22 protein-coding genes are annotated in these 24,891 nt (G+C 71.3%); 6 read left to right on the top strand and 16 right to left on the bottom strand.

What is annotated here, in order from left to right:
* Nucleotides 1–465: 465 nt before the first annotated feature.
* The 7 genes from AB0M02_RS07340 to AB0M02_RS07310 all read right to left on the bottom strand — a co-directional run bounded on the left by AB0M02_RS07340 (nucleotide 466) and on the right by AB0M02_RS07310 (nucleotide 8,979).
* On the bottom strand, nucleotides 466–969 hold the full coding sequence (locus AB0M02_RS07340) for a hypothetical protein (RefSeq protein ID WP_364223081.1): 504 nt from the start codon (nucleotides 967–969) through the stop codon (nucleotides 466–468).
* Between the two features lie 218 nt (nucleotides 970–1,187).
* A complete protein-coding gene (locus AB0M02_RS07335) occupies nucleotides 1,188–2,039 on the bottom strand; it encodes a prenyltransferase/squalene oxidase repeat-containing protein (protein WP_364223078.1) in 852 nt (283 codons plus the stop codon).
* A gap of 38 nt (nucleotides 2,040–2,077) precedes the next feature.
* Nucleotides 2,078–3,259, bottom strand: a complete 1,182-nt coding sequence (moeZ, locus tag AB0M02_RS07330; RefSeq protein ID WP_364223075.1) for an adenylyltransferase/sulfurtransferase MoeZ — start codon at nucleotides 3,257–3,259, stop codon at nucleotides 2,078–2,080.
* 110 nt (nucleotides 3,260–3,369) lie between these two features.
* Nucleotides 3,370–5,085 carry a DUF3152 domain-containing protein gene (locus AB0M02_RS07325; protein ID WP_364223072.1) on the bottom strand — a complete coding sequence of 572 codons (1,716 nt, stop codon included), beginning with the start codon at nucleotides 5,083–5,085 and terminating at the stop codon, nucleotides 3,370–3,372.
* A 193-nt stretch (nucleotides 5,086–5,278) separates the two neighbouring features.
* Entirely contained in the window at nucleotides 5,279–6,166 is an 888-nt protein-coding gene (locus AB0M02_RS07320; RefSeq protein ID WP_364223068.1) for a DUF3152 domain-containing protein, read from the bottom strand.
* Between the two features lie 108 nt (nucleotides 6,167–6,274).
* Nucleotides 6,275–7,237 carry an alpha/beta hydrolase gene (locus AB0M02_RS07315; protein ID WP_364223065.1) on the bottom strand — a complete coding sequence of 321 codons (963 nt, stop codon included), beginning with the start codon at nucleotides 7,235–7,237 and terminating at the stop codon, nucleotides 6,275–6,277.
* Nucleotides 7,237–8,979, bottom strand: a complete 1,743-nt coding sequence (locus AB0M02_RS07310) for a Daple (protein WP_364223062.1) — start codon at nucleotides 8,977–8,979, stop codon at nucleotides 7,237–7,239. Before AB0M02_RS07310 ends, AB0M02_RS07315 begins: the two co-directional genes overlap by 1 nt.
* A gap of 236 nt (nucleotides 8,980–9,215) precedes the next feature.
* Between AB0M02_RS07310 and AB0M02_RS07305 the strand changes: the two genes are divergently transcribed.
* The 3 genes from AB0M02_RS07305 to AB0M02_RS07295 all read left to right on the top strand — a co-directional run bounded on the left by AB0M02_RS07305 (nucleotide 9,216) and on the right by AB0M02_RS07295 (nucleotide 12,283).
* On the top strand, nucleotides 9,216–9,875 hold the full coding sequence (locus AB0M02_RS07305) for a TetR/AcrR family transcriptional regulator (protein WP_364223059.1): 660 nt from the start codon (nucleotides 9,216–9,218) through the stop codon (nucleotides 9,873–9,875).
* A 37-nt stretch (nucleotides 9,876–9,912) separates the two neighbouring features.
* The gene (locus tag AB0M02_RS07300) at nucleotides 9,913–10,137 is read left to right on the top strand and encodes a DUF3107 domain-containing protein (protein WP_364223056.1); all 225 of its coding nucleotides are present in this window, start codon (nucleotides 9,913–9,915) and stop codon (nucleotides 10,135–10,137) included.
* 235 nt (nucleotides 10,138–10,372) lie between these two features.
* The gene (locus tag AB0M02_RS07295; RefSeq protein ID WP_364223053.1) at nucleotides 10,373–12,283 is read left to right on the top strand and encodes a DEAD/DEAH box helicase; all 1,911 of its coding nucleotides are present in this window, start codon (nucleotides 10,373–10,375) and stop codon (nucleotides 12,281–12,283) included.
* Nucleotides 12,284–12,328: 45 nt separating this feature from the next.
* Here the strand turns inward: AB0M02_RS07295 and AB0M02_RS07290 are convergent, their stop codons facing one another.
* Entirely contained in the window at nucleotides 12,329–12,973 is a 645-nt protein-coding gene (locus tag AB0M02_RS07290) for a biliverdin-producing heme oxygenase (protein WP_364223050.1), read from the bottom strand.
* Between the two features lie 110 nt (nucleotides 12,974–13,083).
* Between AB0M02_RS07290 and AB0M02_RS07285 the strand changes: the two genes are divergently transcribed.
* A complete protein-coding gene (locus AB0M02_RS07285; RefSeq protein ID WP_364223047.1) occupies nucleotides 13,084–14,220 on the top strand; it encodes an SAM-dependent methyltransferase in 1,137 nt (378 codons plus the stop codon).
* Here AB0M02_RS07285 and AB0M02_RS07280 read toward each other — a convergent pair.
* Together AB0M02_RS07280 and AB0M02_RS07275 are read right to left on the bottom strand one after the other, a co-directional pair.
* Nucleotides 14,213–15,229 carry a hypothetical protein gene (locus AB0M02_RS07280; RefSeq protein WP_364223044.1) on the bottom strand — a complete coding sequence of 339 codons (1,017 nt, stop codon included), beginning with the start codon at nucleotides 15,227–15,229 and terminating at the stop codon, nucleotides 14,213–14,215. The two genes, AB0M02_RS07285 and AB0M02_RS07280, sit on opposite strands and share 8 nt — an antisense overlap.
* Before the next feature lie 196 nt (nucleotides 15,230–15,425).
* A complete protein-coding gene (locus AB0M02_RS07275) occupies nucleotides 15,426–15,638 on the bottom strand; it encodes a copper ion binding protein (RefSeq protein ID WP_364223042.1) in 213 nt (70 codons plus the stop codon).
* 186 nt (nucleotides 15,639–15,824) lie between these two features.
* Between AB0M02_RS07275 and AB0M02_RS07270 the strand changes: the two genes are divergently transcribed.
* Nucleotides 15,825–16,280 (top strand): GNAT family N-acetyltransferase, encoded by a 456-nt coding sequence (locus tag AB0M02_RS07270; protein ID WP_364223039.1) that lies wholly within the window; start codon nucleotides 15,825–15,827, stop codon nucleotides 16,278–16,280.
* A 228-nt stretch (nucleotides 16,281–16,508) separates the two neighbouring features.
* Here the strand turns inward: AB0M02_RS07270 and AB0M02_RS07265 are convergent, their stop codons facing one another.
* On the bottom strand, nucleotides 16,509–18,650 hold the full coding sequence (locus AB0M02_RS07265; protein ID WP_364223036.1) for a DEAD/DEAH box helicase: 2,142 nt from the start codon (nucleotides 18,648–18,650) through the stop codon (nucleotides 16,509–16,511).
* A 212-nt stretch (nucleotides 18,651–18,862) separates the two neighbouring features.
* On the opposite strand from AB0M02_RS07265, the gene AB0M02_RS07260 reads away from it, so the two are divergent.
* The gene (locus AB0M02_RS07260) at nucleotides 18,863–19,258 is read left to right on the top strand and encodes a hypothetical protein (protein ID WP_364223033.1); all 396 of its coding nucleotides are present in this window, start codon (nucleotides 18,863–18,865) and stop codon (nucleotides 19,256–19,258) included.
* Here the strand turns inward: AB0M02_RS07260 and AB0M02_RS07255 are convergent.
* From AB0M02_RS07255 to AB0M02_RS07235, 5 genes are all read right to left on the bottom strand, one after another.
* Nucleotides 19,255–19,980 (bottom strand): SDR family oxidoreductase, encoded by a 726-nt coding sequence (locus tag AB0M02_RS07255; RefSeq protein WP_364223030.1) that lies wholly within the window; start codon nucleotides 19,978–19,980, stop codon nucleotides 19,255–19,257. The two genes, AB0M02_RS07260 and AB0M02_RS07255, sit on opposite strands and share 4 nt — an antisense overlap.
* A gap of 15 nt (nucleotides 19,981–19,995) precedes the next feature.
* The gene (locus AB0M02_RS07250) at nucleotides 19,996–21,792 is read right to left on the bottom strand and encodes a serine/threonine-protein kinase (RefSeq protein ID WP_364223027.1); all 1,797 of its coding nucleotides are present in this window, start codon (nucleotides 21,790–21,792) and stop codon (nucleotides 19,996–19,998) included.
* A gap of 64 nt (nucleotides 21,793–21,856) precedes the next feature.
* The gene (locus AB0M02_RS07245) at nucleotides 21,857–23,350 is read right to left on the bottom strand and encodes a fused MFS/spermidine synthase (protein ID WP_364223024.1); all 1,494 of its coding nucleotides are present in this window, start codon (nucleotides 23,348–23,350) and stop codon (nucleotides 21,857–21,859) included.
* A gap of 9 nt (nucleotides 23,351–23,359) precedes the next feature.
* Nucleotides 23,360–23,788 carry a deaminase gene (locus AB0M02_RS07240; RefSeq protein WP_364223021.1) on the bottom strand — a complete coding sequence of 143 codons (429 nt, stop codon included), beginning with the start codon at nucleotides 23,786–23,788 and terminating at the stop codon, nucleotides 23,360–23,362.
* Nucleotides 23,789–23,816: 28 nt separating this feature from the next.
* The gene (locus tag AB0M02_RS07235; protein ID WP_364223017.1) at nucleotides 23,817–24,827 is read right to left on the bottom strand and encodes a hypothetical protein; all 1,011 of its coding nucleotides are present in this window, start codon (nucleotides 24,825–24,827) and stop codon (nucleotides 23,817–23,819) included.
* Nucleotides 24,828–24,891 lie beyond the last annotated feature (64 nt).

Genomic DNA, 24,891 nt, shown 5'->3' with positions numbered 1-24,891 from the left:
GGAAGAAAGCTTCTTCCCGAGCGTGACCGGAGAACTAGCGGCACCCCACGCCCCGGTCCAGTTCCCGGCAACCACGCGCACCCGATATGTCCACGTCCCGTCCGGCACCCCCGCATCGGTGCAGCGGGTGCCCGTGACAAGCCCACCACAGTCACCGGTGAGCCCGACCGTCATACCGCTCCTCGGGTCCACGCGGGTAACCCGGTAACCGTCCACCGGGATGCCGCCGACCACCGGCCACTGCACCGTCACCGACGCACCGTGGGCGCGAACCGCCGGCATCCCACCCTCGGGAAGCTCGGCGGCTCGCGCCACGATCGAACCGCCGTCGCTCTCCACCGACCACGCCGCCAGCGCCGCACCGGGCGCTGCCAGCAGGACACCGGCGGTCATGGCACCACCGGTCACCAGATACGCGAGCCGCACGGGACGCCCTTCGTCAGGAAGAAGCCGGGAAGTGGGGCGTCACTCAGCCGCGCTGGCGCCCTGGAGCGAGACCGGGAAGCTGAAGCTCGCGCCCTGGCACCCGTCCTGCGACGCGCCGGTCATGTGCACCGACTTCGGCAGGGTGAAGGAGGCGTCCGAGTTCGCCGGCACCAGGAAGTTCACCGAGAACGTCTCGCCCTTGCTGATCCGGCTCTCGCTGAAGTCGCCGAAGTAGACACCCGTGTTGTGGCACTCGCCGGAGGCGTTGCTCACGGCGATGCTGCCGGCGAGCGAGACCGTGGTGACGTTCACCGGGTACGGGTTGTCGTTGGAGATCGTGATCGCGCTGTCCGCGGTGACGCCCGGGTACAGCAGCTTGGTCGGGGTCGCCTCGACGGTCTCGAGCGCCACAGCCGTGCCCGCCTTCGAGTGCGCCTTGCCGCTTCCGTTGGCCAGCCACTGGGCGTACGCGGCGGTGGCACCACCGGCGACGACGGCGAGAGCGGTTCCGGCGATGACGGCGCGCTTGACAGACTTACGCATTTTGTGACGCTTCCTTTGAGTGGGAAGGCGCCGGTTTCGCCACTGACTCCCCGCCGGACTGGAGCGACCATCTTCATCGCCCAGCGGATCTTCGCCTCGCCTCAGGCCCTGTTCGGGCCTGCACCCATATTGCCTGACATATCCACCTTCACCCAATAGCCCGTTATTACCCAGAGTGATGTGCACATGGTTGCGAACGGGGTACCCGAACGGCTGAACTACCGAAACGCCCGCAGCGCCGTCAGCGTCGTGTTCACGTCGAACAGCGGCCCCTCGTTGCTGTCCCAGCCGCCGTCGCGACGCTGCGTCTCGGAGAGCCGCTTCCGCGTGTTCTGCAGCAGCCAGTCGTCACCGAGGTTGACCCGGCGCAGCACCGCGGCCATCGACGCCACGTCCGCCGGCGACATGTCCGACAGCCGGTCACCGAGGACCAACTGGACGCGGGCCGACTCGTAGAAGAACTGCTGCTGGTGCAACAACACGGCAGCGTGCCAGCCGGCCGCCAGGAACGACGGCCACGTGCCGTCCGGCCGCAGCTGGGAGGCCACCCATCCGGCGGCTCTCGGCAGCACGTCACCGAAGAGCGACCGGGTCTGATAGGGGTCCGCGTCAACCGCGGCAGTGGTGAGCCAGAAACCGGCGACCGCCGTCAGATAGAGGGTCGCCTCCGGATCGCCGGGCATCGCCCACGGCGGCGCCTGCTCGGCCAGCGCCTCGTGCTCCTGCCAGGTGCCGTCGCCGCGCTGCGCGGTGGTCAGCCAGTCCAGCGCCCGGTCGACCACCGGGCCGCGCAGGCCGCCGAGATCGTCGAGCTCGCTGAGACGGAAGCAGGTGGCGTCCACGGAGGGGACCGAGCCCTCAGCCGAGGCGGCCCAGCCGCCCTCCGGCATCTGCCCGGAGGCGATGCGGTCCACGACCTCCTCCGGGGCGGGCTGTCCGGCCCTGAGGAAGGACAACCTGGCCCGTTCGACCGGATCGCCGTGGGCGACCACGTACCCGATCGCGGCGTCTATATCGACCACGGTGGTGACGCTACCTCGCGCAACGACGATCTGCTCATCCAATCTCACGCTGAGGAGTCACCGGAGTGACTCCTCAGCGTGACAGATCAGTACGACGGGAGCGACGGGTCGACCGTGCTGACCCAGGAGACGATGCCGCCCTGGACGTGCACGGCGTCCTTGAACCCGGCCGCCTTGAGCGCGGCGAGAGCCTCCGCCGAGCGCACGCCCGACTTGCAGTGCAGGACGATCTGGCGGTCCTGCGGGAACTGCGCCAGGGCGGCGCCGGAGAGGATGTCGCCCTTCGGGATCAGCGTCGCGCCGGGGATCCGGTTGATCTCCCACTCGGCGGGCTCGCGGACGTCGACCAGGAACAGGTCCTTGCCGGAGTCTTGCCACTCCTTGAGCTCGCGGGCCGTGATGGTCGCGTTGAGCGTGGCCTGCTGCGCCTCGTCGGAGACCGCACCGCAGAAGTCCTCGTAGTCCTCGAGCAGGTCGGTGACCGTCGGGTTCTCTCCGCAGAGCGCGCAGTTCGGGTCCTTCCGCACCTTGATCTTGCGGTAGGACATCTCCAGGGCGTCGTAGACCATCAGACGGCCGACCAGCGGCTCGCCGATGCCGGTGATCAGCTTGATCGCCTCGTTGACCTGGATCGAGCCGATCGACGCGCAGAGCACGCCCAGGACGCCGCCCTCGGCGCAGCTCGGCACCATGCCGGGCGGCGGGGGCTCCGGGTAGAGGCAGCGGTAGCAGGGACCGTGCTCCTCCCAGAACACCGAGGCCTGCCCGTCGAAGCGGTAGATCGACCCCCACACGTACGGCTTGCCGAGCAGCACGGCGGCGTCGTTCACCATGTACCGCGTCGCGAAGTTGTCGGTGCCGTCGACGATCAGGTCATACTGACTGAAGATCTCTTTGACGTTGTCGCGGTCCAGCGCGGTGTTGTGGATGACCACATTCACCAGCGGGTTGACCTCGGCGATGCTGCGCGCCGCCGACTCCGCCTTCGGGGTGCCGATGTCGGACACACCGTGGATGATCTGGCGCTGGAGGTTGGACTCGTCGACCGTGTCGAAGTCGATGATGCCGAGCGTGCCCACACCGGCCGCGGCCAGGTAGAGCAACGTCGGCGAGCCCAGGCCACCCGCGCCGACCGCGAGGACCTTGGCGTTCTTCAGCCGCTTCTGCCCGTCCATCCCGACATCGGGGATGATCAGGTGACGCGAATAGCGGCGGATCTCGTCGACGCTCAGCTCGGCGGCCGGCTCGACGAGCGGGGGCAGAGCCACAGTTCACTCCCCGGGTTCGGTGGTAAGGATCGCCGCCTATTCTTGCTCGTTCTACGCCGACACGCCCATGACGTCGGACACGGGCCCGACATGCGGGATCGCGGAATATTTCAGGCCATCGGCTCGCCGGCGTACCGTTTGCCGTCCAGATAGGGCCAGGCGTTGCGGGTGCAGCCCTTCAGGCCGTACGTCTGCGGCATCATCACCGGCGCCTTCGCACCCTCGCCCGGACACTGCTCGTGCCCGTGCCCCAGCTCGTGGCCGACCTCGTGGTTGATGGCGTACCGGCGGTACTCCTCGAGGTGCCCCACGTAGTCCGGCACCGCCTCCCGCCAGCGCTCGGAGTTGATGATGACCTTGCCGGGGACCCGGCAGGAGGTGAACCCGGCGGTCTGCAGGCCACCTGTCGCGCACATCTGCTCCGAGGTGCGCGGCGACGCCAGATAGATCGTGAAGTCCGCGTTACCGGCCGAGCCGGAGACCCGCCGCATCCGCAGCCGCCCGTCGTTGACCCAGCTGCGCTCGTCGTCGAGGGTCTCGTCGATCCGCTCGGCGAACTCCGCGGCCGAGGGCCCGTCCAGCGACTTCTCGACGGCCACCTTGAAACGGTGCAGCCTGCCGGCCTCACCGAGCATCGGGCCGCGGCTCTTCGCGTACCCGAACTCTCCTGCCTTTCCGGTCTCAGCCGGCTCCTTCTCCGCCTGGGTCTCCCCCGCCTGGGCCTTCGGGGTCGCCGCCGGCACATTCGCCGCCGGGCCGACGCCCGCCGGCTCCGCGGCACGCTGCGCGGCCTCCCGGGCCGGAGCGATGGGTTGCTCATCGTCGCGGAGGCGATGTCCGATCACCAGAACAAGAACAACAAGCAAGATGTACGCGAGGAGCACGGCCCGCCGCCGCCTGCGCAGAGTCCTGGCCGAGACCGTGACCGGCGCAGCGTGCTTGGCAACCGTCTCGGTACGCGAATGCGCCGGCACATAGTCGTCGTCGCCCCGGGACAGCACTGTCGGCAGGAAGGCGTTCTCGTGCTCCTCGGATTCGGCCTCGGTCGGCGGGTGTGACGGTTCCGGACGCTCCGCAGGAGGTGGCGGCACATAGAGCCGCGCCTCCGGGATCTCCTCGGTCGTCGCCGCCTCGAACTCCTCGGCCCGGTGCTGTGGTGACGCGGCCGGCACGTAGAGGTTCTCGATGCTGTTGCGTTCCATCAGCGAGCGGGGCGGCCAGACGTTCTCCGGCAGTTCGACCGGCAGGCGCAGGCTGGCGGGCAGTCCCGGCGGACGGTTCGGGGTCCGCGGATATTCGTCGGTCGCCCGCTCCACGACCGGTGTCTCGCCGGTGCCGGCCGTCGCCCAGGTGAACGGCTCGGGACGGGACTCGACCCGGGGCGGGTCGAACGGCTGCCGGTGGGTGGCCGGGCGTGATCTGCTCGGCCGCCGGACGGGCGTGGCGGGCGGCTCGTCGACGTTTTCCGCGGTCCGGGGCGCTGAGGCCGCGAGTCGCTCGGCCGCGAGCTCGACGATGCCGCGGCTGGTCAGTTCGCCCACCGGGGCAGGCGGGGCCGGTGGCTCCGGGGTCGCGGCGGTCTTGCGGGCCGGCGCGCGGCGGACCGGCTTCTTGGCCGCCGCATCGTCTGCCGGGGGTGTCGCCTTCTTGGGCGCTGCCTTTGCAGCCGTCCGTCGCCGCGTGGTAGCGGGCTTCTCCACAGTCTCGGCCGCCGCCTTCGCCCGAGTCCGTTTCACCGGAGCCGGCTCCTCGGCGGTCGTCTTGCGGGCGCCGGCCCGGGAGCGCCGGCCGGGTGCCTCACCGGCCTCGGCCGGAACCGTGATCATGGATTTCGTCGCGGTGGCGGCAACCGTCGGGTGGCGTGGGGTGCGCCCGGTCGCAACGCTGGGGTCGATGCCGGCAGCGTCGGGATCAGCGGGACCATTTGTCGCGTTTGCCATAGCAAGCGCCAGCCTGCCATGAGTCATCGCTTGTCACAGGACTTTCGGATTTCCGTACCGGATGAGCCGAAATCCGAGGTCAGAGCGTCGGACCGGAGAAGTCTCGGTTGCCGAGGCGGGGCCAGGCGTACGGACGACAGCCCCGCACCGTGATCGTCTGCTGGACCATGACCGGCGCCGGCCCGCCCGCCTTCGGGCAGCCCTCGTGCCGGTGGCCCAGCTCGTGGCCGACCTCGTGGTTGATCACGTACTGGCGGTAGGTGGCGAGGTCGACCCTCGCCTCCACGAACGGCCGGGCCGAGCCACGCCAGCGGTCCAGGTTGATGATCGCCTTGCCGCTCGTCCGGCACGACGTGAACGGCACACCGTTGATCCGGATGTTCGTGCCGCCGCGCCCGCACATCAGCCCGGCGGTGTCCCGGGTCGCGAGCAGGACCGTGAATTCCGAGCGCTCCGAGCCGCCGACCATCTGGAGTCGTTCCCGCCCGTTGCCGGTCCAGCTGCGGCCGTCGGAGAGGATCGACTGGACCTGCTCGGCGAACGCCCGTGCGTCCTCGTTGCTGCCCCGCTCGACGGCCACCCGGTAACGCCTCAGTGGGCCGCGCTTGCCGGCGACCGGGCCGCGGCCGGACGCGTACTCGAATGTGCCCGAACCGCGAGTGGGCACCGCGCCGGGCATCCGCAGCAGGCCCTTGGCCGGAAAGATCCCGGTGGCGACCGGCTGTGATTCAAGGGTCGGCGCCGGTCTCGGGGTGCTCGGTGCCGGCTCTGTGGTGACGGCCGGCTCCGGCGCCTCCGACAAAGTCGGCGAACCAACCGGCTCGGAGTCGGCTCCCGCGCCCTGCCCGACCGCCACGACAGCGAACACCACGAGCGTCGCGGCGAGGACGACCAGCCATGCCTGGCGCCACCGGTCCCCCCGCGGCGGGGTCTCCGGCTCGAGGTCGGACACATCGGGAGGGATCATCGGATGACAAGGCTTTCACATCCGGCCGGACCCCGCCCACCCCGCGGAGATCAACTGCGGCATAGAGCACACGGTGCAGCGAAACGACCCACCCGAACGTGTACGGGCTCAGGCTGCCGCCGGGGAACCCACCTCGGCGAGCATGCCGATCATGGCGCGGGCGACCAGCCGCGGCACCTCCATCTGGGCGACGTGCCCGACGCCCGGCAGGATCAGCAGGCGGCTGTCCGGGATCGCCCTGGCGACCTGGATCGGCACCCGCGGGTCGACGAGCTTGTCGTTGAGCCCGCCCACGACCAGCGTCGGCGCCTCGACGCGGGCGGCCAGCCGCCACTGCGAGTTGACACCCGGCAGGTACGCCCGGAGGAAGCTGCCGACCAGGCCGCGGAGTGTTCCCAGGTAGGCCCGGGGATAGTGCGCGACCGTGTAGCGGAGCTGGATCTCCTCCATCGCCTCGGCGCGGCGCTGCGGGTGCACCTTGGTGGTGTCGCCGAAACAGGCGGCGAGGACCTGCTCGGCCATCTGCTCGGCGGTGACCCGGGTGAGCGCCCAGGCGACCAGGCGTTCCGCGCCGGGCAGGGCGAGCAGCGGCAGCACGGGCCCCTGCGCGGTGCGGCGCGGGTCCAGGAACGGCATGGCCGGCGAGATCAGCGTCAGGGTCTTGACGAGGTCGGGGCGCAGGGCGGCGACGCGCACCGAGATGGAGCCGCCGAGGGAGTTGCCGATCAGGTGGACCGGACCGCGGCCGGCGTGCTCCAGATAATCGATGACGGTGGCGGCGAACGCGGGGATCGAGTAGCGCGGGCTGGGGTCGCTGTACCCGAATCCGGGCAGGTCGAGCGCCTGGCCGTCGAGGCGGTCGGCGAGCAGGCCGGCCAGGTCGGTGAAGTTCTGCGAGGAGCCGCCGAGGCCGTGCACATACACCGCGGGCTCGGCGGTCGGGCTCAGCGCCGGGGTGTCCCGGACATGCAGCATCGAGCCGCCGACCCGCACCCGTCGAGCGGGCCACGGCGGCGGCACCTCACCCTCCGGCAACAGTGTGCTGTCGCCGGCAAGAATCGCGCCCTTCATCAAGCCAAGAGTGCCTCGACGCGGCGGTTGAGCGCGGCGAGTGTGGCGCGGACCATGGCGTGCCGGTCGTCACCGGTGACCACCGCGGAGCCGGCCAGCTGCTCGACCCAGCCGCCGCTGCAGGACAGCAGCAGGACCACGACGGCCACCTGGGTCGACCCGAACGGGACCGCCCCGGCGTGCTCGACGAAGCAGCGGGCCGGGCCGTCCTCGTGCTGTGAGGTGGAGAGCAACTCGTCGATCGCGCCGGCCGTCGCCGTGGCGCACAGCCGCAGCAGGTAGCCGTCGACCGCCGGGCCGGTGGCCACACCCGAGGCGGCCCGTGTGCCGGCACGCAGCCGCACCTCGACGGTGGCGTCCGCGCCGAACGTGTTGACGTGCACGTTCTCGATGACCACGCGGGGACCGGGGTTGTCGCCCGGGTCCAGCGGCCGGGGCCGGGAGGCGTCGGCCGGCACCAGGGCCGCCCGGACCTCACGGGGCCGGCCCGGTGAGACCGGTGCGGCGGGCGGCGCGGTGCTGACCTGACGGGACCGCGCCGGCGCGGCGGTGCTGACCTCGCGTGGCCGGGCCGGCGCGGCGGGCGCGGCCGGGACGGGAGGCGGGGCGGAGACGGGTGCGGGCATCGGGGCCGCCGAGATCGGCGCGGGGGCCGGCGGGGCCGACGCCTGCATCGCCGGACCGGAGACCCGGCTGGCGCGGGCGGCCTGACCGGGCACCAGCGGCGGCATCGGGCCGTCGCCGGGCATCGCCGCGTCCAGACCCATCCGGTCCTGCAGCAGGCGTGCCACCTGGCGGCTCACCTCGGCCGGGTCGGCACCGTCGGCCAGGTCGAGCCGCAGGCTGTGCGCGCCGGCCGGAGTGGCTCGCAGCGACGCGTCCCGGACGCCGTCCACCTCGCGTACCGCGGCGAGGATGTCCTGGACGTCGAAGCCCTCCTGGCGCTCCTGCGCGGGCAGCACGTCACCGCGGCGCAGATGCGTCGCGATGCGCGCCAGTGCGGGCGCCTCGGCCGATGGCTCCACGGAGGGCGGCTCCGGAACTCGGGGCACGTCCGGCTGCGCCGGAACGCGCTGGGGCAGCGCGCCGCTGGTCTCCGGCTGGTCCGGTCCACGGTGCGCGTATTCGGTCGGCGCCGGCTCATAGGAGCGATGCGCGAACCCGGCCGAATCGTACGACGGGCGGGCCACCACGGCCGGGTTGTCCGCCGTTCGCCTGTCCCCCGCAGGTGCGGTTTCGACGTGCGGAAGCCCCTGGGCGAGGGTGTCGGTCACCAGCGCGTGGCGGGACCGCTCGACCGGCTCGGCCTTGGGGATCTCGGGCTCCGCGGTGGGCGTCCACTCGGGGCGGGTCATCGGCATCGAGGCGCGCTGGATGGCCGCGGTCGGCTTCTCGCGGTAGGAGTCGTCGAGGTCGCCCTCATAGGGGTACGGCGGGGCGCTGCTCGGGGTGGTCGTCGGCGGGGCGCTCGGCGACCGCCGGTGGCCGAGGATGTCGGCGAGCCGGCTCCGCTCACCGGTCCACGGCGCGACCGGCGCGACGGGCTCGGAAGACCCGGATGGGGGAATCTCGGTGGAATTTTCCAGGAACCCAGGTGGCGTGAGTGGCTGTGCCGGAGGAAACTGCGTCCTGCCGAAGGTACGACTGTCCGCCGGACGCCGCCACGACGGTATGTCCGTTTCCTTCTCTAATGCCGCACCCGCGTTGGACCACGGGCTGTCGCTGTTGGCCCACCCGTTCACTCGGTTGCGGTCACGCGAGTCGGCGCCATTGCCACTCGCTGCGGCTCCGGCCTCTCCGGAATGCCCTGATTCATCCACCGCGTGCTCCTCGCTCGCCCCCGCTGAGGCTACCGTGTGGTTGCAGTGGCGATAAGTTGCAGCGTCGCGACAATTGCCCGCACGACCGCGACATGCGCCGATCCGGGCAATCCGCGACGCCAAACCGCGGGGAACCGACCCCCTGGAGGTTCAGAGAAATGACCGCTGCGTCCGGCGGGGCACAGACGACCCGACCCACCCGCCTGCCACGTTCGGCGCGCCGCAAGCAGCTGCTGGCCGCCGCGCAGCAGATCTTCGTCGCGCACGGCTATCACGCCGCCGCGATGGACGACATCGCGGAGCGGGCCGGCGTCTCGAAGCCTGTCCTCTACCAGCACTTCCCCGGCAAGCTGGAGCTCTACCTGGCGTTGCTCGACACGCACTGTGACGCGATCATCGCGAAGGTGCGCGGGGCCATGCTGGCGACTCCCGACAACAAGGAGCGTGTGAAGGGCGCCGTTCGGGCGTACTTCGACTTCATGGATCACGAGAGCGAGGCGTTCCGGCTCGTCTTCGAGTCGGACCTGCGCAACGACCCACAGGTCCGGCAGCGGGTGGAGCGCGTCGAGCAGGGCTGCATCGCCGCCGTGACCGACACCATCATCTCGGACACCGGCCTGCGACCGGACCAGGCCGAACTGCTCGCCTCCGGCCTCGCCGGAGCGGCCGGGCAGGCCGCACAGTTCTGGCTGGCGAACGGACGGCGTACGCCCAAAGCTGAAGCCGAAGCGCTCGTAGCTGCACTGATCTGGCGCGGGATCGCCAGCTTCCCGCTCCAGGGCGGTTCAACGGCCGGAACGCCGCCGGAAATCGGATAGCCTTTCGATCGGTAGACGGTTGACAGAGGAGGGCTCCGTGGAGGTCAAGATCGGCGTGCAACATTCGCCGCGTGAGCTGGTGCTGGAGAGCGCGCAGACCCCGGCGGAGGTCGAGCAGGCGGTGGCCGAGGCGATGGCCAAGGACAGCGTCCTGTCGCTCACGGATGAGAAGGGCCGCAAGGTGATCGTCCCGATCGCCAAGGTGGCCTACGTGGAGATCGCCGAGGCGTCACACCGCCCGTTCGGCTTCACCACACGCTGAGGTTCCGGGAGGGTTCCCTGTTCACAGGGTTCCCTCCCGCAACTGCTCTCGGGTGCGCCCGGCCTCCGGTCGGGTAGACTGGCGTGCGTCGCCGTCAATCGACCGGCCTTTTTCTTCGGCCAGGCATCGGCGGCCGCGCGTGCGGCCCGCTCCAACGAGCGTGTGGCCCGCGCCAAAACAGACCGCGCCCCTGGACTTCGACGGGCGCACCACGAGAGGGCACCCGTAAAACTTCATGACCGACAACGAGCAAGCTCTAGTACCCGTGATCACCCGCGCTCCGGTCCGCCCGGACAGCCCGACGTTCGCCGCGCTGGGCGTGCGCGCCGAGACCGTCGAGGCCCTGGCCAAGGCCGGCATCACCCACGCGTTCGCCATCCAGGAGTACGCGTTGCCGATCGCCCTGCGGGGCACCGACCTGATCGGCCAGGCGCCGACCGGCACCGGCAAGACCCTCGGCTTCGGCCTGCCCCTTCTGGAGCGCATCACCTCCCCCGCGGAGGGCGCCGACGGTCAGCCGCAGGCACTCATCGTCGTTCCCACCCGTGAGCTGGGCCTCCAGGTGGCCCGCGACCTCGCTGCCGCGGGCAGCACCCGGGGCGTCCGGGTCCTGCCCATCTACGGCGGTGTGGCGTACGAGCCGCAGGTCGAGACCCTCAAGAAGGGCGTCGAGATCCTGGTCGGCACCCCCGGCCGGCTGCTCGACCTGGCCAAGCAGAAGCAGCTGAAGCTCGGCTCGATCCGCGCGCTCGTCCTCGACGAGGCCGACCGGATGCTGGACCTGGGCTTCCTGGAGGACGTCGAGAAGATTCTGGCGATGCTCCCCGACCAGCGTCAGACGATGCTGTTCTCGGCGACCATGCCGGATCCGATCGTGGCGCTGTCCCGGCGGTTCCTGCGCAACCCGGTCACGATCCACGCCGGGCACACCACCGAGAGTGGCCCCTCGCCGCTCACCAAGCAGGTCGTCTACCGCACCCACCCGCTGAACAAGCTGGAGATGGTCGCGCGCATCCTGCAGGCGCGCGAACGCAGCCTCACGATGATCTTCACGCGGACCAAGCGGGCCGCCGACCGGGTCGCCGAGGACCTCGACTTCCGCGGCTTCGCGGTCGCCGCCGTCCACGGTGACCTGGGCCAGGGCGCCCGCGAGCGTGCCCTTCGCGCGTTCCGCACCGGCAAGATCGACGTCCTGGTCGCCACCGACGTCGCGGCCCGCGGCCTGGACGTCTCGGGCGTCACCCACGTGATCAACTACGACTGCCCGGAGGACCCGGAGACCTACACGCACCGGATCGGCCGCACCGGCCGCGCGGGTGCGACCGGTGTCGCGGTCACGTTCGTCGACTGGGAGGACATGCCGCGCTGGGTGCTGATCGACAAGTCGCTCGGCCTCACCATGCCGGAGCCTCCGGAGACCTACCACACGAGCGCCGCGCTCTACGCCGACCTGGACATCCCGACCGACGTCTCGGGCACCCTGCCGACCGCTGAGCGCAGTCGTGCGGGCCTGGCGGCCGAGGTGGAGGAGGATCTGGGCGGCGGGCGCCGTCCGGGCCGTGGCGGCCCACGAGGGCGCTCGCGCGGCCGTTCCGCGCCGTCCTCCGCAGCACCGTCGCCGTCTCCGTCGTCGTCGGACGACGAGGGCGGCGAGCGCCCCAAGCGTCAGCGCCGCCGGCGCCGGCTGAACGACGACGCCCCCGCGGGCTCGCCGGGGGCTCCGGCCTCCGCGCCCACGTCCACTCCCGCCTCGGCGGCCCCTGCCGTCCCGACGTCCACTCAGCAGGACGGCGCGACCCCGGACTCATCCGTCGCGGAACCCGCCGCGCCGCGCACCCGGGCCCGTCGCCGCCGCACCACCACCGCGCCCGCGACCACCATGCTCTTCTCCGACGGCGAAGCGGCCCAGGCGGTCAGCGCCCCGATCACGACCGCCCCGGCCGGCGCAGCGTTGACCACGGCGGCCACACCGACCACGGCGGCCCCGAACGCCACCGGGTCGGTCACCGCGACGGCCCCGAACGCCGCCGCGACCGCTGACTCCGCCGACGACGCGGCACCGCGCCGCCGGCGCCGGCGGCGTCCGGCCGACGCGGAGGCCGAGATGTCCGGCGGTTCCGAGGCCGGCGTCGGCACCACCGCCTGATCCGATCACGCCAGAAACGCACGGGACCCCGGTCCCGTGCGTTTCTCATGCCCAGCGTCTCGCCAGGTCCGCCAGCATCTCGATGTTCAGCCGATACGCCGCGGCCACCTCACCGAGGAACGCGTCCTGCTCGACCCGGGTCCACGGCAGCGCGTTCAGCCGGTCCCGGTAGTCCGCCCGGAACAGCGGCGGATCCACGCCCTCGAAGACGAAGAACCGGTGCCCCTGCCCCCGCCGCAGCCGGAACGCCTCCGCGATCGCCTGTCCCAGCCACTGCCCGCCGGAGAGGTCGCCGAGATACCGCACGCAGTGGTGCGCCACGTACCCGGTGGCCCGGTCGAACGCCGCACACCGGATCCGCGTGCAGTACGTCGTCGTGGACGGCAGCGCGGTGATCCGGCTCTGCCACCGGGCCCCGTACAGATGACGCAGGTCAGCCTCGAGTGCCGGAACCCGGAACAGCTCGGGCCGGACGAACCGGCCGGCCACCGGGTCCTCGGACATCGCGGACCCGGCGAGTTCCAGAGTCTCGTAGATGAACCAGTGCTGCGCCGTCAACTCCGCATAGGCGGCCAGCGGCAGCCGTCCGGTGGTCAGACCGTCCACGAAGGGGCTCCGCTGCGCGGCGGCGTGCGCTTCCCGCGCCTGTTCCCGGAGCCGGGTGGAGAGCAGCTCGGCCTGCACGAACATCGGTCGCCACTCTCCCTCCGTGGAATGTCGATCAACTTAACCGGGCCACGCCACCCGCACAGCCATCCCTCCGGCCAGGTGCGTCTCAGGTGGCCGGGCAGAATGGATCCATGCCGGAACCGCTCGATCAAGTCCTCGCCGAGGTGCGTGAGCTGCTGCTCGCACCGGGTCTCACCCGCGCCGTCGCGGCCGGGCGACGCCGGGGCCACGCCCCTTCGGTGACCCGCGCCCAGGTTCGGCCGGTCACCCTCAAGCAGGGCCGGAAGTTGCAGATCGTCACCGATGACGGCGCCAGGCCGTACACGCGCAACGTGACCCCGGGCGCCGAGGCGGCGGCCGCGGTGGACGAACTGCTCGCCGAACCGTTCGGCAACTGGCATGTGGAGACCGACTCGGCGACCGTCCAGGTGCGGGTGACCAAGAGCGGTGACGCGCAGGTTCATCGTGGTGCGGGGGTCACGCCGCGTGCGCCGGAGGAGCACGACCGGGCCAAGCAGTGGCTGCTCGATCCGGGTGACCCGCTGTTCTCGGTGATCGGCGGCAACGCGGCGAAGCGGCGTCAGATCGACGCGTTCCTGCGTGCCCTCGAGGCGACATTGCCGGAGGAGCTTCCGACTCCGCTGCGCGTCGTCGATCTGGGATGCGGCAACGCCTATCTCACCTTCGCCGCCTATCGCTATCTGGCCGGGCGAGGTGCGCACGTCCAGGTCGTGGGGGTCGATGTCCGCGAGGATCAGAGGGTACGCAACGCCGCGCTCGCCGCCGAGTTGGACTGCTCGGACGACGTGACGTTCGTGGCCGGGACCATCTCGTCGGCGGAGCTGCCGTTCGATCCGGACCTCGTGCTCGCCCTGCACGCCTGCGACACGGCCACCGACGAGGCACTCGCCCGAGCCGTGGACTGGGAGGCCCGCTGGGTGCTGGCGGCGCCGTGCTGCCACCACGACATCGCGGCCCAGCTCAAGTCCTCTTCGGCACCCTCGCCGTACGCGGAGGTCACCCGCCACGCCATCCTGCGGGAACGCTTCGCGGACGTGCTGACCGACTCGCTGCGGGCCGCGCTGCTGCGGCTCCGTGGCTACCGGGTGGACGTCGTCGAGTTCATCGACTCCGCACACACCCCACGCAACCTGATGCTGCGTGCCCGCCGCACAGGCGCCACCCCGACCACCGCGCAGCGCGCCGAGTACGACGCCCTGACCGCTCAGTGGGGCGTGACGCCCGCGCTGTCCCGCCTGCTCAGCTGACGACCACTGTCCACGCGGCCGTGTGAACCTTCCCGCCGACCTGGAAGTCGAAGAACATCCGGTACGTCCCCGGACTCGGCGCGGCCAGCCAGAACTTGACCTTGCCGTCGATCAGCCGGCTCTCCGGGTGGACGTGCACATACCCCACGTCGCCCTGGCGCAGCACGACCAGGTGCCCGAACGCACCCAGGTAAGGCTCGACAGCAGCAGGTTTGCCGGCGCCGTCCCGGACGGTCATCAGCAGAGGCTGAGTGGACGCGGTCGCGGGCGTTCCCTCGTACCCCACAGTGAAGCCCGCCGTGGCCGCCGCCCGGACCGGATCCGGCAGAGTGACCGGCTCATAGCCGCCGGCGACCGTCAGATCGCTACCCAGCGTGGTGGCGATCGCGGCGCCGCCCACCAGCGCGGTGAAGTCAGCGATCATCCGATAACTGCCAGGCTCGGCCAGCGTGAGATCGACACCCCAGGTGCCGTCCGCCGCCATCTCCGGATGCAGGTGCTGGAAACCGGTGAGATCCCGCCGAATCACGACGAGATGCAGCGCCTTGTCGTGCACGACCTGATAGGTGGTGACCGGCGCACCCCCCGGCCCGTTGATCGTGAACTCCAGCCGCTGCGCCCGCCCAGCCGGGAAACCGGTGGTGACGGGCGCCAGGGTGAGCCCTCCGGAACTGAGCGAGAGCCCACCGACGGCAGCACCCGCACCAGCACCCGGAACCGGCGCGGCCGCACCATGAACATGCGGCTGACTCTCGTCGACCACACTAGGTGCGGACGTGCTCCCCACGCTGGCAGGCGCGGTGTTGGCGGGCACGGCGCCGGCTGCGGGATTGGCCGGCGCGGCGCCGTTGTTGAGGCGGCCCAGCCCATACCCCGCGAACAGCACCACAATCAACAACGCCCCGAACGCCGCAAGCCGAAATCCCGCACCCTCCGGCGCCGCCGAACCCTCCCCCACCAGGCCGAACTCAACCGGAGCCTCGGGGTCCGCGCTCCCCGCTTGCTCCACGCTCCCCGCTTGCTCCGCGCTCCCCGCTTGCTCCGCGCTCCCCGCTTGCTCCACGCTCCCCGCTTGCTCCGCGGTCCCTATGCTCTCCGCGGTCCCTATGCTCTCCGCGGCCCCCTTGCTTTCCGCGGTCTCCGCCTGGTTTGCGCTCGCGGCCGGTGTTCTCCCGGCCGGTTTCGGCTGTTCCGCGGGGGCCGGGTCAGGCATCCGCGAGCTCGTAGCCGGCCTCGTCGACAGCATCCCGCACGGCGTCGCCGGAGAGCGGAGCGTCGCTGGTCACAGTCACGGTCCCGGAAGCCAGGTCGACCTGCACGTCACCGACGCCCGACAGCTCCGAGAGCTCCTTGGTCACCGACTGGACGCAGTGCGAGCAGGTCATGCCCTTCACCGTGTAGGTCCTGGTCACAGCCATCTCGAACCGCCTCACTCGTCATTGCGGACCGGCGCGGCCGCCTGTCCGACTCGGACGCCAGCATACCCCCTGCCGGTATATCCCCCGCCCGGTGAGGGTCCTCTCACTGACCCGGAAAACGCTTTGGCACCCGGCGCCCAGTTGATAGACCAGGTCTCGCGACTTCGACCTCGAGGAGTGGACCACGTGACAGATCTCGAACGCGGCGACTACGTGCTCAGCGACGACCCGGCCCGAGTGGACCTGGACCGCGTGCACCGATGGCTGTCCGAGGAGTCCTACTGGGCCACCGGCCGCTCCCACGACCTCGTGTCCCGCTCGATCGACGGCTCCATCCCCTACACGGTCCTCGCCGGCGGTGAGCAAGTCGCGTTCGCCCGGGTGGTGACCGACGGCGCGACGTTCGCCTGGATCTGCGACGTGTTCGTCGACACCGCCCACCGCGGCCGCGGCCTCGGCACCTGGCTGATCGACAGCATCGTGGAGGCCCAGTCCGCCCGCGGCATCCAGCGCTTCCTGCTCGCCACCCGCGACGCCCACGACGTCTACCGCCGCTCCGGCTTCGAACAACTCGCCGGCGCCCACCGCTTCATGGAGATCGACCGCCGCCCCACCCGAAGCGCCATCCTCGGCATCGCCTGAGAATCGGCCCGCCATCGCTCAGCCGGCCACCGCGGGGGCCAGAGCAGCACCGCTCAGCCGGCCACCACGGGGGCCAGAGCAGCACCGCTCAGCCGGCCACCGCAGGGGCCAGAGCAGCACCACTCAGCCGGCCACCACGGGGCCCAGAGCAGCACCGCTCAGCCGGCCACCACGGGGCCCAGAGCAGCACCGCTCAGCCGGCCACCGCAGGGGCCAGAGCAGCACCGCTCAGCCGGCCACCGCGAGGGCCAGGGGTAGCACTGCGGGGGCGCCGGAGCGGCGGAGGGCTCGGCCGGCCAGGGACATGGTCCAGCCGGAGTCGACCAGGTCGTCGACGAGGAGGACCGGGCCGGCGAGGGTGGGCAGTTCGGCGGCGATCTCCGGTGGGACGGTGAAGGCCTCGTGCAGGGCGCGTACTCGCTGGGCGCTGTTGCCGCGATGACCGGTTTCGCCCACATGGGTGGAGCGCAGGGAGCCGAGGAACGGAAGCCTACCGACCGTGGCGATGTGTTCGGCGAGGCTGTGGACAAGTTGTGGATGACGGTGGGATCCGACGGCCACGACGGCGGCCGGGCGTTGCTTCCAGGCGTCGTCGCCGCGGGCCCAGGCCTTGAGGACCTCGACGACGGCGCCGGCGAGCTCGGTGGGGATCGGGGCGTCCGGTGACTCCGGCGAGACCACGCTGCGTAGCCGGGTGCCCCACCCCAGATCGGAGAGCCGCCCGACCGCGCGGCCGGGCTCGATCTGCTCGCCTGGGCCGATCTTGCCCTTCAGGCTGATGCCGACGGCGGCCAGGCCGGTGGGCCACATCTTCTTCGGCGCGACCTCCACCCCCGGGCGGCCCAGGAACGCGCCGGCCGCCGCGAGCGATGCCGACGACACCTCGGCGTCGAAGAGCGGACCGGCACAGTTGTCGCAACGCCCGCACGGGGCTGCCTCGGGGTCGTCCAGGCAACGACGGAGGAACTCCATGCGGCAGGCGGTCGTTTCCGCGTACGCAATCATGGTTTTCTGCTCCGCCTCGCGTGCCTCGGCGACTCGCCGGAGCCGGACCGAGTCATAGGTCCAGGGTTCGCCGGTGGCGAGCCAGCCGCCGCGCGTGCGCCGCACCGCGCCGTCCACGTCGAGCACCTTGAGCATCAGCTCCAATCTGTTGCGACGCAGGTCGACGAGGGGTTCGAGAGCCTGAGTGGAGAGTGGCCGCTCGGGCGAGAGCTGGTGCAGCACCGCCCGCACCTGGTCCTCCGGCGGGAAGGCCAGCGAGGCGAAATAGCGCCAGATGGCGGCGTCCTCGGGCCCGGGCAGCAGCACCACCTCAGCGTGCTCGACGGCCCGGCCGGCCCGGCCGACCTGCTGGTAATAGGCAATCGGCGAGTTCGGCGCGCCGAGATGGACCACGAAACCCAGATCGGGCTTGTCGAAGCCCATGCCGAGCGCCGACGTGGCCACCAGCGCCTTGATCTTGTTGTCCAGCAGGTCCTGCTCGGCCGCGCGGCGATCGGCGTCCTCGACCTGTCCCGTGTACGACGCGACGGCGAACCCGCGTGACCGCAGAAAGTCGGCCGTCTCGGTCGCGGCGGCGACGGTCAGCGTGTAGACGATGCCCGAGCCCGGCAGCCTCTCCAGGTGGTCGGCGAGCCAGGCCAGCCGGTATGCCGGATCGGTCAGGGACAGCACGGCCAGCCGCAACGAGTCCCGGTCGAGGGGTCCGCGCAGCACGAGCGCGTCACCGAGCTGCTCGGCGACGTCCTCGGTGACCCGCGCGTTCGCCGTCGCGGTCGTGGCGAGCACCGGCGTCCGGGTCGGCAGCCCGCTCAGGAACGTGCGCAGCCGCCGGTAGTCGGGGCGGAAGTCGTGCCCCCAGTCCGACACGCAGTGCGCCTCGTCCACCACCAGCAGGCCCGTGCTCGACGCCAGGCCGGGCAGCACGTTGTCGCGGAAGTCCGGGTTGTTCAGCCGCTCCGGGCTGATCAGCAGGACGTCCACCTCGCCGGCCCGGATCTCGTGCTCGATCAGGGACCACTCGTCCAGGTTGGCCGAGTTGATCGTGCGGGCCCGGATGCCGGCCCGCGCCGCCGCGTCGACCTGGTTGCGCATCAGCGCGAGCAGCGGCGACACGATGACGGTCGGCCCCGCCGGTGGCTCACCCGGCTCCGCGCCCACGCCGCCGCGAAGCAGAGAGGTGGCCACGAAGTAGACCGCCGACTTGCCCCACCCGGTGCGCTGCACACACAGCACCCGCCGGCGATCGACGGTCAGCGCCTCGATCGCCCGCCATTGATCCTCGCGGAGCACCGCGTGCTCCCCGGCAAGCCGGCGGAGCACCTCCTCGGCACGTTCCCGCACGGCTGCCCGCGTCGATTCAGTCACCCGGCATGTCTATCAGCCCGCGAGAGGGCGGCCGGAGTTATCCACAGTCCGGAGTTATCCACAGGGTGACGGCCGATGGCACTCATCCGCCCGGCAAACCGGCCACACTTTGCGGGCGGGCACGCACAGGGTGACCAGCGTCCGATCACGATCGTGTTCGGCGGTTCCCGGAACCGACAAACCATCGACTCCAGGGTGGAAGGCTCTCAGACATGACCAAAACGATCGCAGAGAAGCTGTTGATCAAGCCGAACTCGACGCTCTGGCTCAACGAGCCGGCCCGCCTGCCGCTGCTCACACCGATGCCGGACGGCGTGCGAGAGACCGCGACGCTGGCCACCGCCAGCACCGCGGTGCTCTTCGTGGAGGACGCGGAGGGCGCCCGGAAACAGCTCGATCAGCACCGGGCCGACCTGGAGAAGCCCGGCGTCTTCTGGATCGCCTACCCCAAGGGCAACAAGGCTGACGTCAACCGGGACACGCTGTGGCCGATCGTCGCGGACTTCGACATGCGCCCGTGCGGCCAGGTGGCGATCGACGAACGCTGGTCGGGCCTGCGATTCCGCGCCAACAAGCCGGACGAGGGCCGCTTCACGGGCGGCGCCTAGCGGCCCAGGACGGAGCCGCCGTTGACGTTGATGATCTGGCCGGTGACGAACGTGCCTCCCGGGCCCGCCAGCCACCGCACCGCCTCGGCGATGTCGTCGGGCTCGCCGGCCCTCTTGACCAGGGTGGCGTCGATGCGGGCCTGGTGGCCCTCGGGCGTCATACGGCCGAGGAAGAACTCGCTGTCGGTGACGTATCCGGGTGAGATCACGTTGGCGGTGATGCCGTCGGCGCCGAGGGAGGTGGCCAGGTCCAGGGCGTAGCCGTGCAGGGCGGCCTTCGCGGCGGAATAGGGGCCGCCACCGCCGCGCTGGGCGGCGATCGAGCTGGTCAGGATGATGCGGCCGCCGGGGCGGCGGAGGCGGGGAAGGAGGGCGGTTGTCATCAGTACGGCGGTGAGCACGTTGGAGTCGAGGTTGGCTCGCCAGCGCGCGGCCACGTCGTCGAGGGTGGTCTCGTCGCCGGAGAGGTAGGCGCCGGCGTTGTTGACCAGGACGTCCACCGCGCGGTCTCCGACGGCCTCGACGACGGCGGGGATCTGGGCCGGGTCGGCGGCGTCGGCGGTCACGGCGGTGGCCTGCGGGCCGATCCACTTCACGGCGTCGGCGAGGACCTCCGCGCGGCGGCCGACGATGATCACGTCGTAGCCCTCGCCGGCGAGCATTCCGGCCGTCGCCCTGCCGATTCCGGTTCCGCCACCGGTGACCACTGCGAGTCTCGTCATGGCTCAAAACCCTATCTACGCCAGGGAGAATCCGGTGCTGTGTTTCGGTGCGGGAACGGTCGAGCGGCCGGACGCGGGCTTTCGGGGTGGGGTGGCGCGCCGGGGGTGGGTTCGCTTGCGCTTGGTGCGCGGGGGTTCCTCGACGGCGGCGCGGACGGAGTTGTCGACGGTGCCGGGGCTGGTGCTTCCGAGGACTTCCGCGCGGCAGTTCTGGCCGTTCAGGGCGAAGGTGTACGGCAACAGGTTCCGCTCCCGATAGGCGCCCTGCAGAGTCACCGTCCGGGCCCGCCCGCTACCGGTCACCACGACCCGGCGGCCCTGCTGTGAGACGGCCTTGGAGAGCGGGACCAGGCGCTGTGTCCCGGGGTAACTGAACTCCACACGCCAGGCCGGGCGTTGCGCTTCGGTGGCGTACACGGTCATTCTGGCCTCGAAGTCGGAACCGGAATCGCGCTGCACCTGATAGCGGATCACGCACCTCGCGCGGTTCGCCGGCGCCCCAGCGGCCGCCGCACCCGTCCCCGCCGCCGTGGTCTGCGCGCCGCCCGCGTCGTCGGCTTCCCGCCGCGCCGACCAGCTGAGTACCGTGGCCGCCAACAAAATCACCGTGGCAAGCGCGGCGATCGCCGGCATCCGCTCCCGGCGCCCACCCGAGAGCTGATTCCGGTTGCCGCGCGAGAGGCGACCGGGCGAAAGGCTACCGGGCGAGAGGCGGCTGGGCGAGAGGCGGCTGAGCGAGAGGCCGACCAGCCGGCCGGCACGGCGGCGGGCGAAGAGGCCGCCGCCGAGTGACCGCACCCCGCCGACCCGCAGCGCCGAGCCGACCCGCAGTCCCGCGCGGAGCCGGAGCAGGCGCATCCGCACGACGGGACGGGGCGACGTGACAGCGGACACCGGGACGACAGCGCGCGCGACCGGAATCGCCGGCCGTTCGCCCTCACGCAGCGGCGGGATCACCGGGCGCATACCGACCGTCGCCGCGAGCGCGCGGGCCACCTCAGCCGCACCCGGGCGGTCGGCGGGCGCCTTGGCCAGGCAGCGCAGGCACAGGTCCGCCACGCCGGCCGGGAGACCGGGCAGGTCGGGCACCGGTTCCGGGTCCGCGTAGAGGTGGGCTCGCAGCGCCTCCGCCGTGTTCTCCGCGGGCCACGGCAGGCGGCCGGTAAGGGCACGGTAGAGCAGTAGACCGAGGGCGTACACGTCGGTGGCCGGGGATACCGAGGCGCCGCCGAGGCGTTCCGGTGCGAGGTACGCCGGTGTGCCCAGCAGGCTTCCGTCGGGGGCCGCGTCGCGCTGGCCCACGACCGCCGAGATGCCGAAGTCGACGACCTTGGCGCCGGAGCCGGTGAGCATGACGTTGGCCGGGGTGACGTCGCGGTGCACGACGCCGCGGGCGTGCGCGGTGGCCAGCGCGGACGCCACCTCCGCGGTGACCGTGACCGCTTCGCGCCAGTCGAGGCTGCCCTGGCGGCTGATGCGGGCGGCGACGGATTCGCCGTCGTTGAGCTCCATCACCACGTAGGGGACGGTCAGCCGGTCCGAGATCGGCGCCTCACCGAAGTCGAAGATGCCGGTGATGTTGGGGTGGCAGAGCCGGGCGGCGGCGAGGGCCTCCTGACGGAGCCGGTCCCGGAAGGTGCGGTCCTCGGCCAGCCTCGGCGAGAGGACCTTGACGGCCACGTCGCGCCCGAGGGTCTCGTCGTAACCCTGCCAGACCACCGACATGCCGCCGGAGCCGAGCTTGGAGACGAGGCGGTACCGCCCGGCGAGGCGAAGCGATTTATCGTGACCGTTTCGCTCCGTACGCCCCATGCGCCGATTCTCGCCGAGCGGATCGCCGTCCGGTGCCGCACCGCGAAACCCGCGGTCAAACCGCTCAGCCGGCGAGAAGTTGGTCCACCGGCGCGTAGTCGTCGGTCAGCACGTGGGAGTCGCCCACGAAATCGGACAGCGCGGCGCCGGAGAGCAGTTCGACCCGCTCGCGGACCGAGTTGAGGGCCTCCCGGATCGGGTCGAGGGGCAGCGGGCTCTTCGACGCGAGGATCACGAAGTTCGACCCGGTCTCGCCGGCGAGCGCGTCCGGCGGGGCGATCAGGGCGACGTACGGGAACGCCGCCGCGACCGTGGCCACCTCGGCCCGGATGAACCGGTTCGGCGGGTAGTCGATCACGTTCTGGGCGTAGATCCCGTCGGTACGCAGCACCCGGGCCACGTCGGCCGCCATCTCCTTGGTGGCCAGGTGCCACGGCACCACCAGATGCCCGAACGCGTCACCCACCACCAGGTCGTAGCTCGCCGTGCCCTGCCGGGACAGCCCCACCCGGGCGTCGCCCACCTCGACCCGCAGGTCCGGGCCGGTGACCAGCCCGAGCGACTCGCGGTCGAGGTCCACCAGCCCGCCGTCGAGCTCCAGGACCAGCTGGTCGCTGCCGGGGCGGGTGGCCTTGAGGTAGTTCGGCACGGTGAAGCCGCCGCCGCCGAGGTGCAGCGCGTTCACCGGGGCAGCCGGCGCCTTGAAGACGGTGGTGACCGCGCCGATCCACTGGACGTACTCGAACTCCAGGTACTGCGGGTCGTTCAGATCGACGTACGAGTGACGCGCCGAGTTGAGGATGAGGGTCCGCCCGCCCGCCCGGGACGGGTCCGCGTCGACACGGGCGCAGTGGTACGCCGTCTCCACGTCACACGGTGTCGGAGCGAGAACCCCGAGCGTCGCCCCGGCCAGCCCGATCACGAGGAGGGCCGCCCGGGTCCGGGGTTTTCCCGGCAGCTCACGGCGCATCCGCCACCCCAGCAGCAGTCCACTGACGGCCAGCAGCACCGCCAGACTCAGCACGATCGTGCTGCTCGGCATCGCGGCGACGAAGACGAACCCGGTGACGAGTGTTGCTGTGATCGCGCCGAGCGTACCGATGCTGGACAGCCGTCCCACCACGCTGCCGGCCTTGCGCAGGTCGCCGAGCTGCAGTTTCACGACCATCGGCGGGATCGTGGAGAGCACCAGCGCGGGCAGGAAGATCGCGAGTGCCGCGAGCATGAGCACGGCCGGGGCAGCGCCGCCGCGGAGCAGCTCACCGCCGTATCGGACCAGCGGGAGCGTGATCGCCGTGCCGATCGCGCCGAGGATCAGCGCCGGTGCGAGCAGGGCCCGCGGGTCGAACCGGTCGGCGAGGCGCCCGCCGATCCACGCGCCGTACGCGATGGCCGCCAGCGCCACCCCGATCACCGAGCTGCTCACCTGCAGGGTGACCCCCACGTACGGGCCGACGAGGCGCAGCGCGACGATCTCCAGGACCAGGACGGCCCCGCTCGATCCGAAGGCCAGGGCGGTCGCCAGGGCCGAGGGTAGGGCGCGGGGCGGATTGTCCATCGCAGGATGTTAGCCGAGGTGCCTGTTCGCCTCCTGAGCCGCTGCGGCGAACTCCGGCATCTCCACCACCTCGATCCCCGCGGCGGTGAGCAGAGCGATCCCCTCGCAGGTCACGAAGATGTCCGGCTCCCGCCAGGCGATCACCACGCGGGGGATCCCCGCCGCGATGATCAGGCTGACGCAGGTGGCGTGCGGCCGGCTGCTCCGCTTCGAGCAGGGCTCCAGGGTGCTGTAGAGGGTCGCCGCCCGCAGATCACCCGATGCCCGCAGCAGAGCGGACTCCTCGGCGTGCACCCACGGATCGGTGTCCCGCGAGTACCCGGAGGCGAGAAGGCCGGACGGGCCGACGATCACCGCACCGACCGCGAAGGCGCTGTCCGAGCGGGGACAGCGGTGCGTCAGTTCGACGGCGCGGCTCATCCACCGGTGGTCGTCCATAGCGGGAAACGCTATCCCACCTGGGATTTCAGAGCATGGAGAGGTGTACGTGGTTGGTGTGCACGGCGGCCGGCCCACCACTGGCGCTGTACGCCCGCCACCCGGTGCTCGGCATCCAGATCTGCCGATACCAGATCACGTACATGACGCCCAGCTCGTCGGCGTTCTTCACGAAGTACGCCGCGAGGGAGTCGCCGTACGACTTGTCGCCGCCCGTCGCCGCCTCGTTCTTGAACGTCCCGGCGGCCGCCGAGAAGTCGCAGGCCCGGCCCTTCGGGTGTTCGCCCGACGACCGCTCGCTGAAGCACACCGTGTACCGCTTGAAGCCGTCCGCCTGCGCTTCCTGGTAGGCGTGCAGCGTGCGCGGCGTGAGACACCCGCCGGAGGTCGGGTCCTTGATCGTGCAGGACTCCTTGGGCCACGACCCGTCCGAGTTGCGCGGCGCGGGTTTCGCGGCTGGCGAGTTGGCCGAGATGAAACCGCCGGCCGATCCGCCGCCCACCTCGGCGAGCGCCACCTCGGCCTCCCGCTTCTTGCGGGACATCACGTTGACCTGCTTCTTCTGCTCGATGATCTCGGCGTCGAGCGCGGTCTTCGCCCGTTTCGCGGTGTCGATGTCCTCGTGGTACTGCGCGAGCGTCCCGCTGTCGATCTGGGCGAGCATGTCGAGGCTCTGCACCTTGCCGATGAAGTCGTCCGGCGAGGCGCTGTTGAGAAGCAGCGTCATCGTGTTCATCCGGCCCATCTGGTACGCCCGGTTGGCCACCGCGCCGACCTGCACGGTCAGCGTCTTGGCGCTCGCCTCGGACTGGGCCAGCTTCTGGGTGAGCTGCTGCTGCCGCTTCTTGGAGTTGGCGAGCCTCGTCTTCGCCTGGTCGTAGCCCTTCGCGGCGGTCTCGAGCGCGGTGCGCAGCTTCTTGGTGCCGCCCTCGGGGTCGTTGGGCGCGGCCACTGCGGCGTCGGCGACGAGTGCCACCAGAAAGAAGGCAGCAAGCAGTGCCAACAGGGCGGAGCACCGGCGCGGGAGAGTGGCCGCCACGAATACCTCCAAGTCGGTAAGCGCCGGTACTTTACCGTGCCGGACCTGGAGAAAGGGAGATCAC

Origin of the sequence: Actinoplanes sp. NPDC051861 (assembly GCF_040681145.1) — a bacterium.
GTDB lineage: Bacteria > Actinomycetota > Actinomycetes > Mycobacteriales > Micromonosporaceae > Actinoplanes.
Note: the sequence above shows the minus strand (reverse complement) of the source record. Positions and strands in the feature narration are given on the sequence as shown.

Bases quoted from the DNA above. Each gene is read 5' to 3' on its own strand.
- AB0M02_RS07245 (WP_364223024.1), bottom strand. From the start codon at position 23,350: ATGGACAATCCGCCCCGCGCCCTACCCTCGGCCCTGGCGACCGCCCTG.
- AB0M02_RS07285 (WP_364223047.1), top strand. From the start codon at position 13,084: ATGCCGGAACCGCTCGATCAAGTCCTCGCCGAGGTGCGTGAGCTGCTG.
- AB0M02_RS07295 (WP_364223053.1), top strand. From the start codon at position 10,373: ATGACCGACAACGAGCAAGCTCTAGTACCCGTGATCACCCGCGCTCCG.
- AB0M02_RS07290 (WP_364223050.1), bottom strand. From the start codon at position 12,973: ATGTTCGTGCAGGCCGAGCTGCTCTCCACCCGGCTCCGGGAACAGGCG.
- AB0M02_RS07315 (WP_364223065.1), bottom strand. From the start codon at position 7,237: ATGAAGGGCGCGATTCTTGCCGGCGACAGCACACTGTTGCCGGAGGGT.
- AB0M02_RS07240 (WP_364223021.1), bottom strand. From the start codon at position 23,788: ATGGACGACCACCGGTGGATGAGCCGCGCCGTCGAACTGACGCACCGC.
- AB0M02_RS07325 (WP_364223072.1), bottom strand. From the start codon at position 5,085: ATGATCACGGTTCCGGCCGAGGCCGGTGAGGCACCCGGCCGGCGCTCC.
- AB0M02_RS07275 (WP_364223042.1), bottom strand. From the start codon at position 15,638: ATGGCTGTGACCAGGACCTACACGGTGAAGGGCATGACCTGCTCGCAC.
- AB0M02_RS07255 (WP_364223030.1), bottom strand. From the start codon at position 19,980: ATGACGAGACTCGCAGTGGTCACCGGTGGCGGAACCGGAATCGGCAGG.
- AB0M02_RS07340 (WP_364223081.1), bottom strand. From the start codon at position 969: ATGCGTAAGTCTGTCAAGCGCGCCGTCATCGCCGGAACCGCTCTCGCC.
- AB0M02_RS07305 (WP_364223059.1), top strand. From the start codon at position 9,216: ATGACCGCTGCGTCCGGCGGGGCACAGACGACCCGACCCACCCGCCTG.
- AB0M02_RS07260 (WP_364223033.1), top strand. From the start codon at position 18,863: ATGACCAAAACGATCGCAGAGAAGCTGTTGATCAAGCCGAACTCGACG.
- AB0M02_RS07320 (WP_364223068.1), bottom strand. From the start codon at position 6,166: ATGATCCCTCCCGATGTGTCCGACCTCGAGCCGGAGACCCCGCCGCGG.
- AB0M02_RS07250 (WP_364223027.1), bottom strand. From the start codon at position 21,792: ATGGGGCGTACGGAGCGAAACGGTCACGATAAATCGCTTCGCCTCGCC.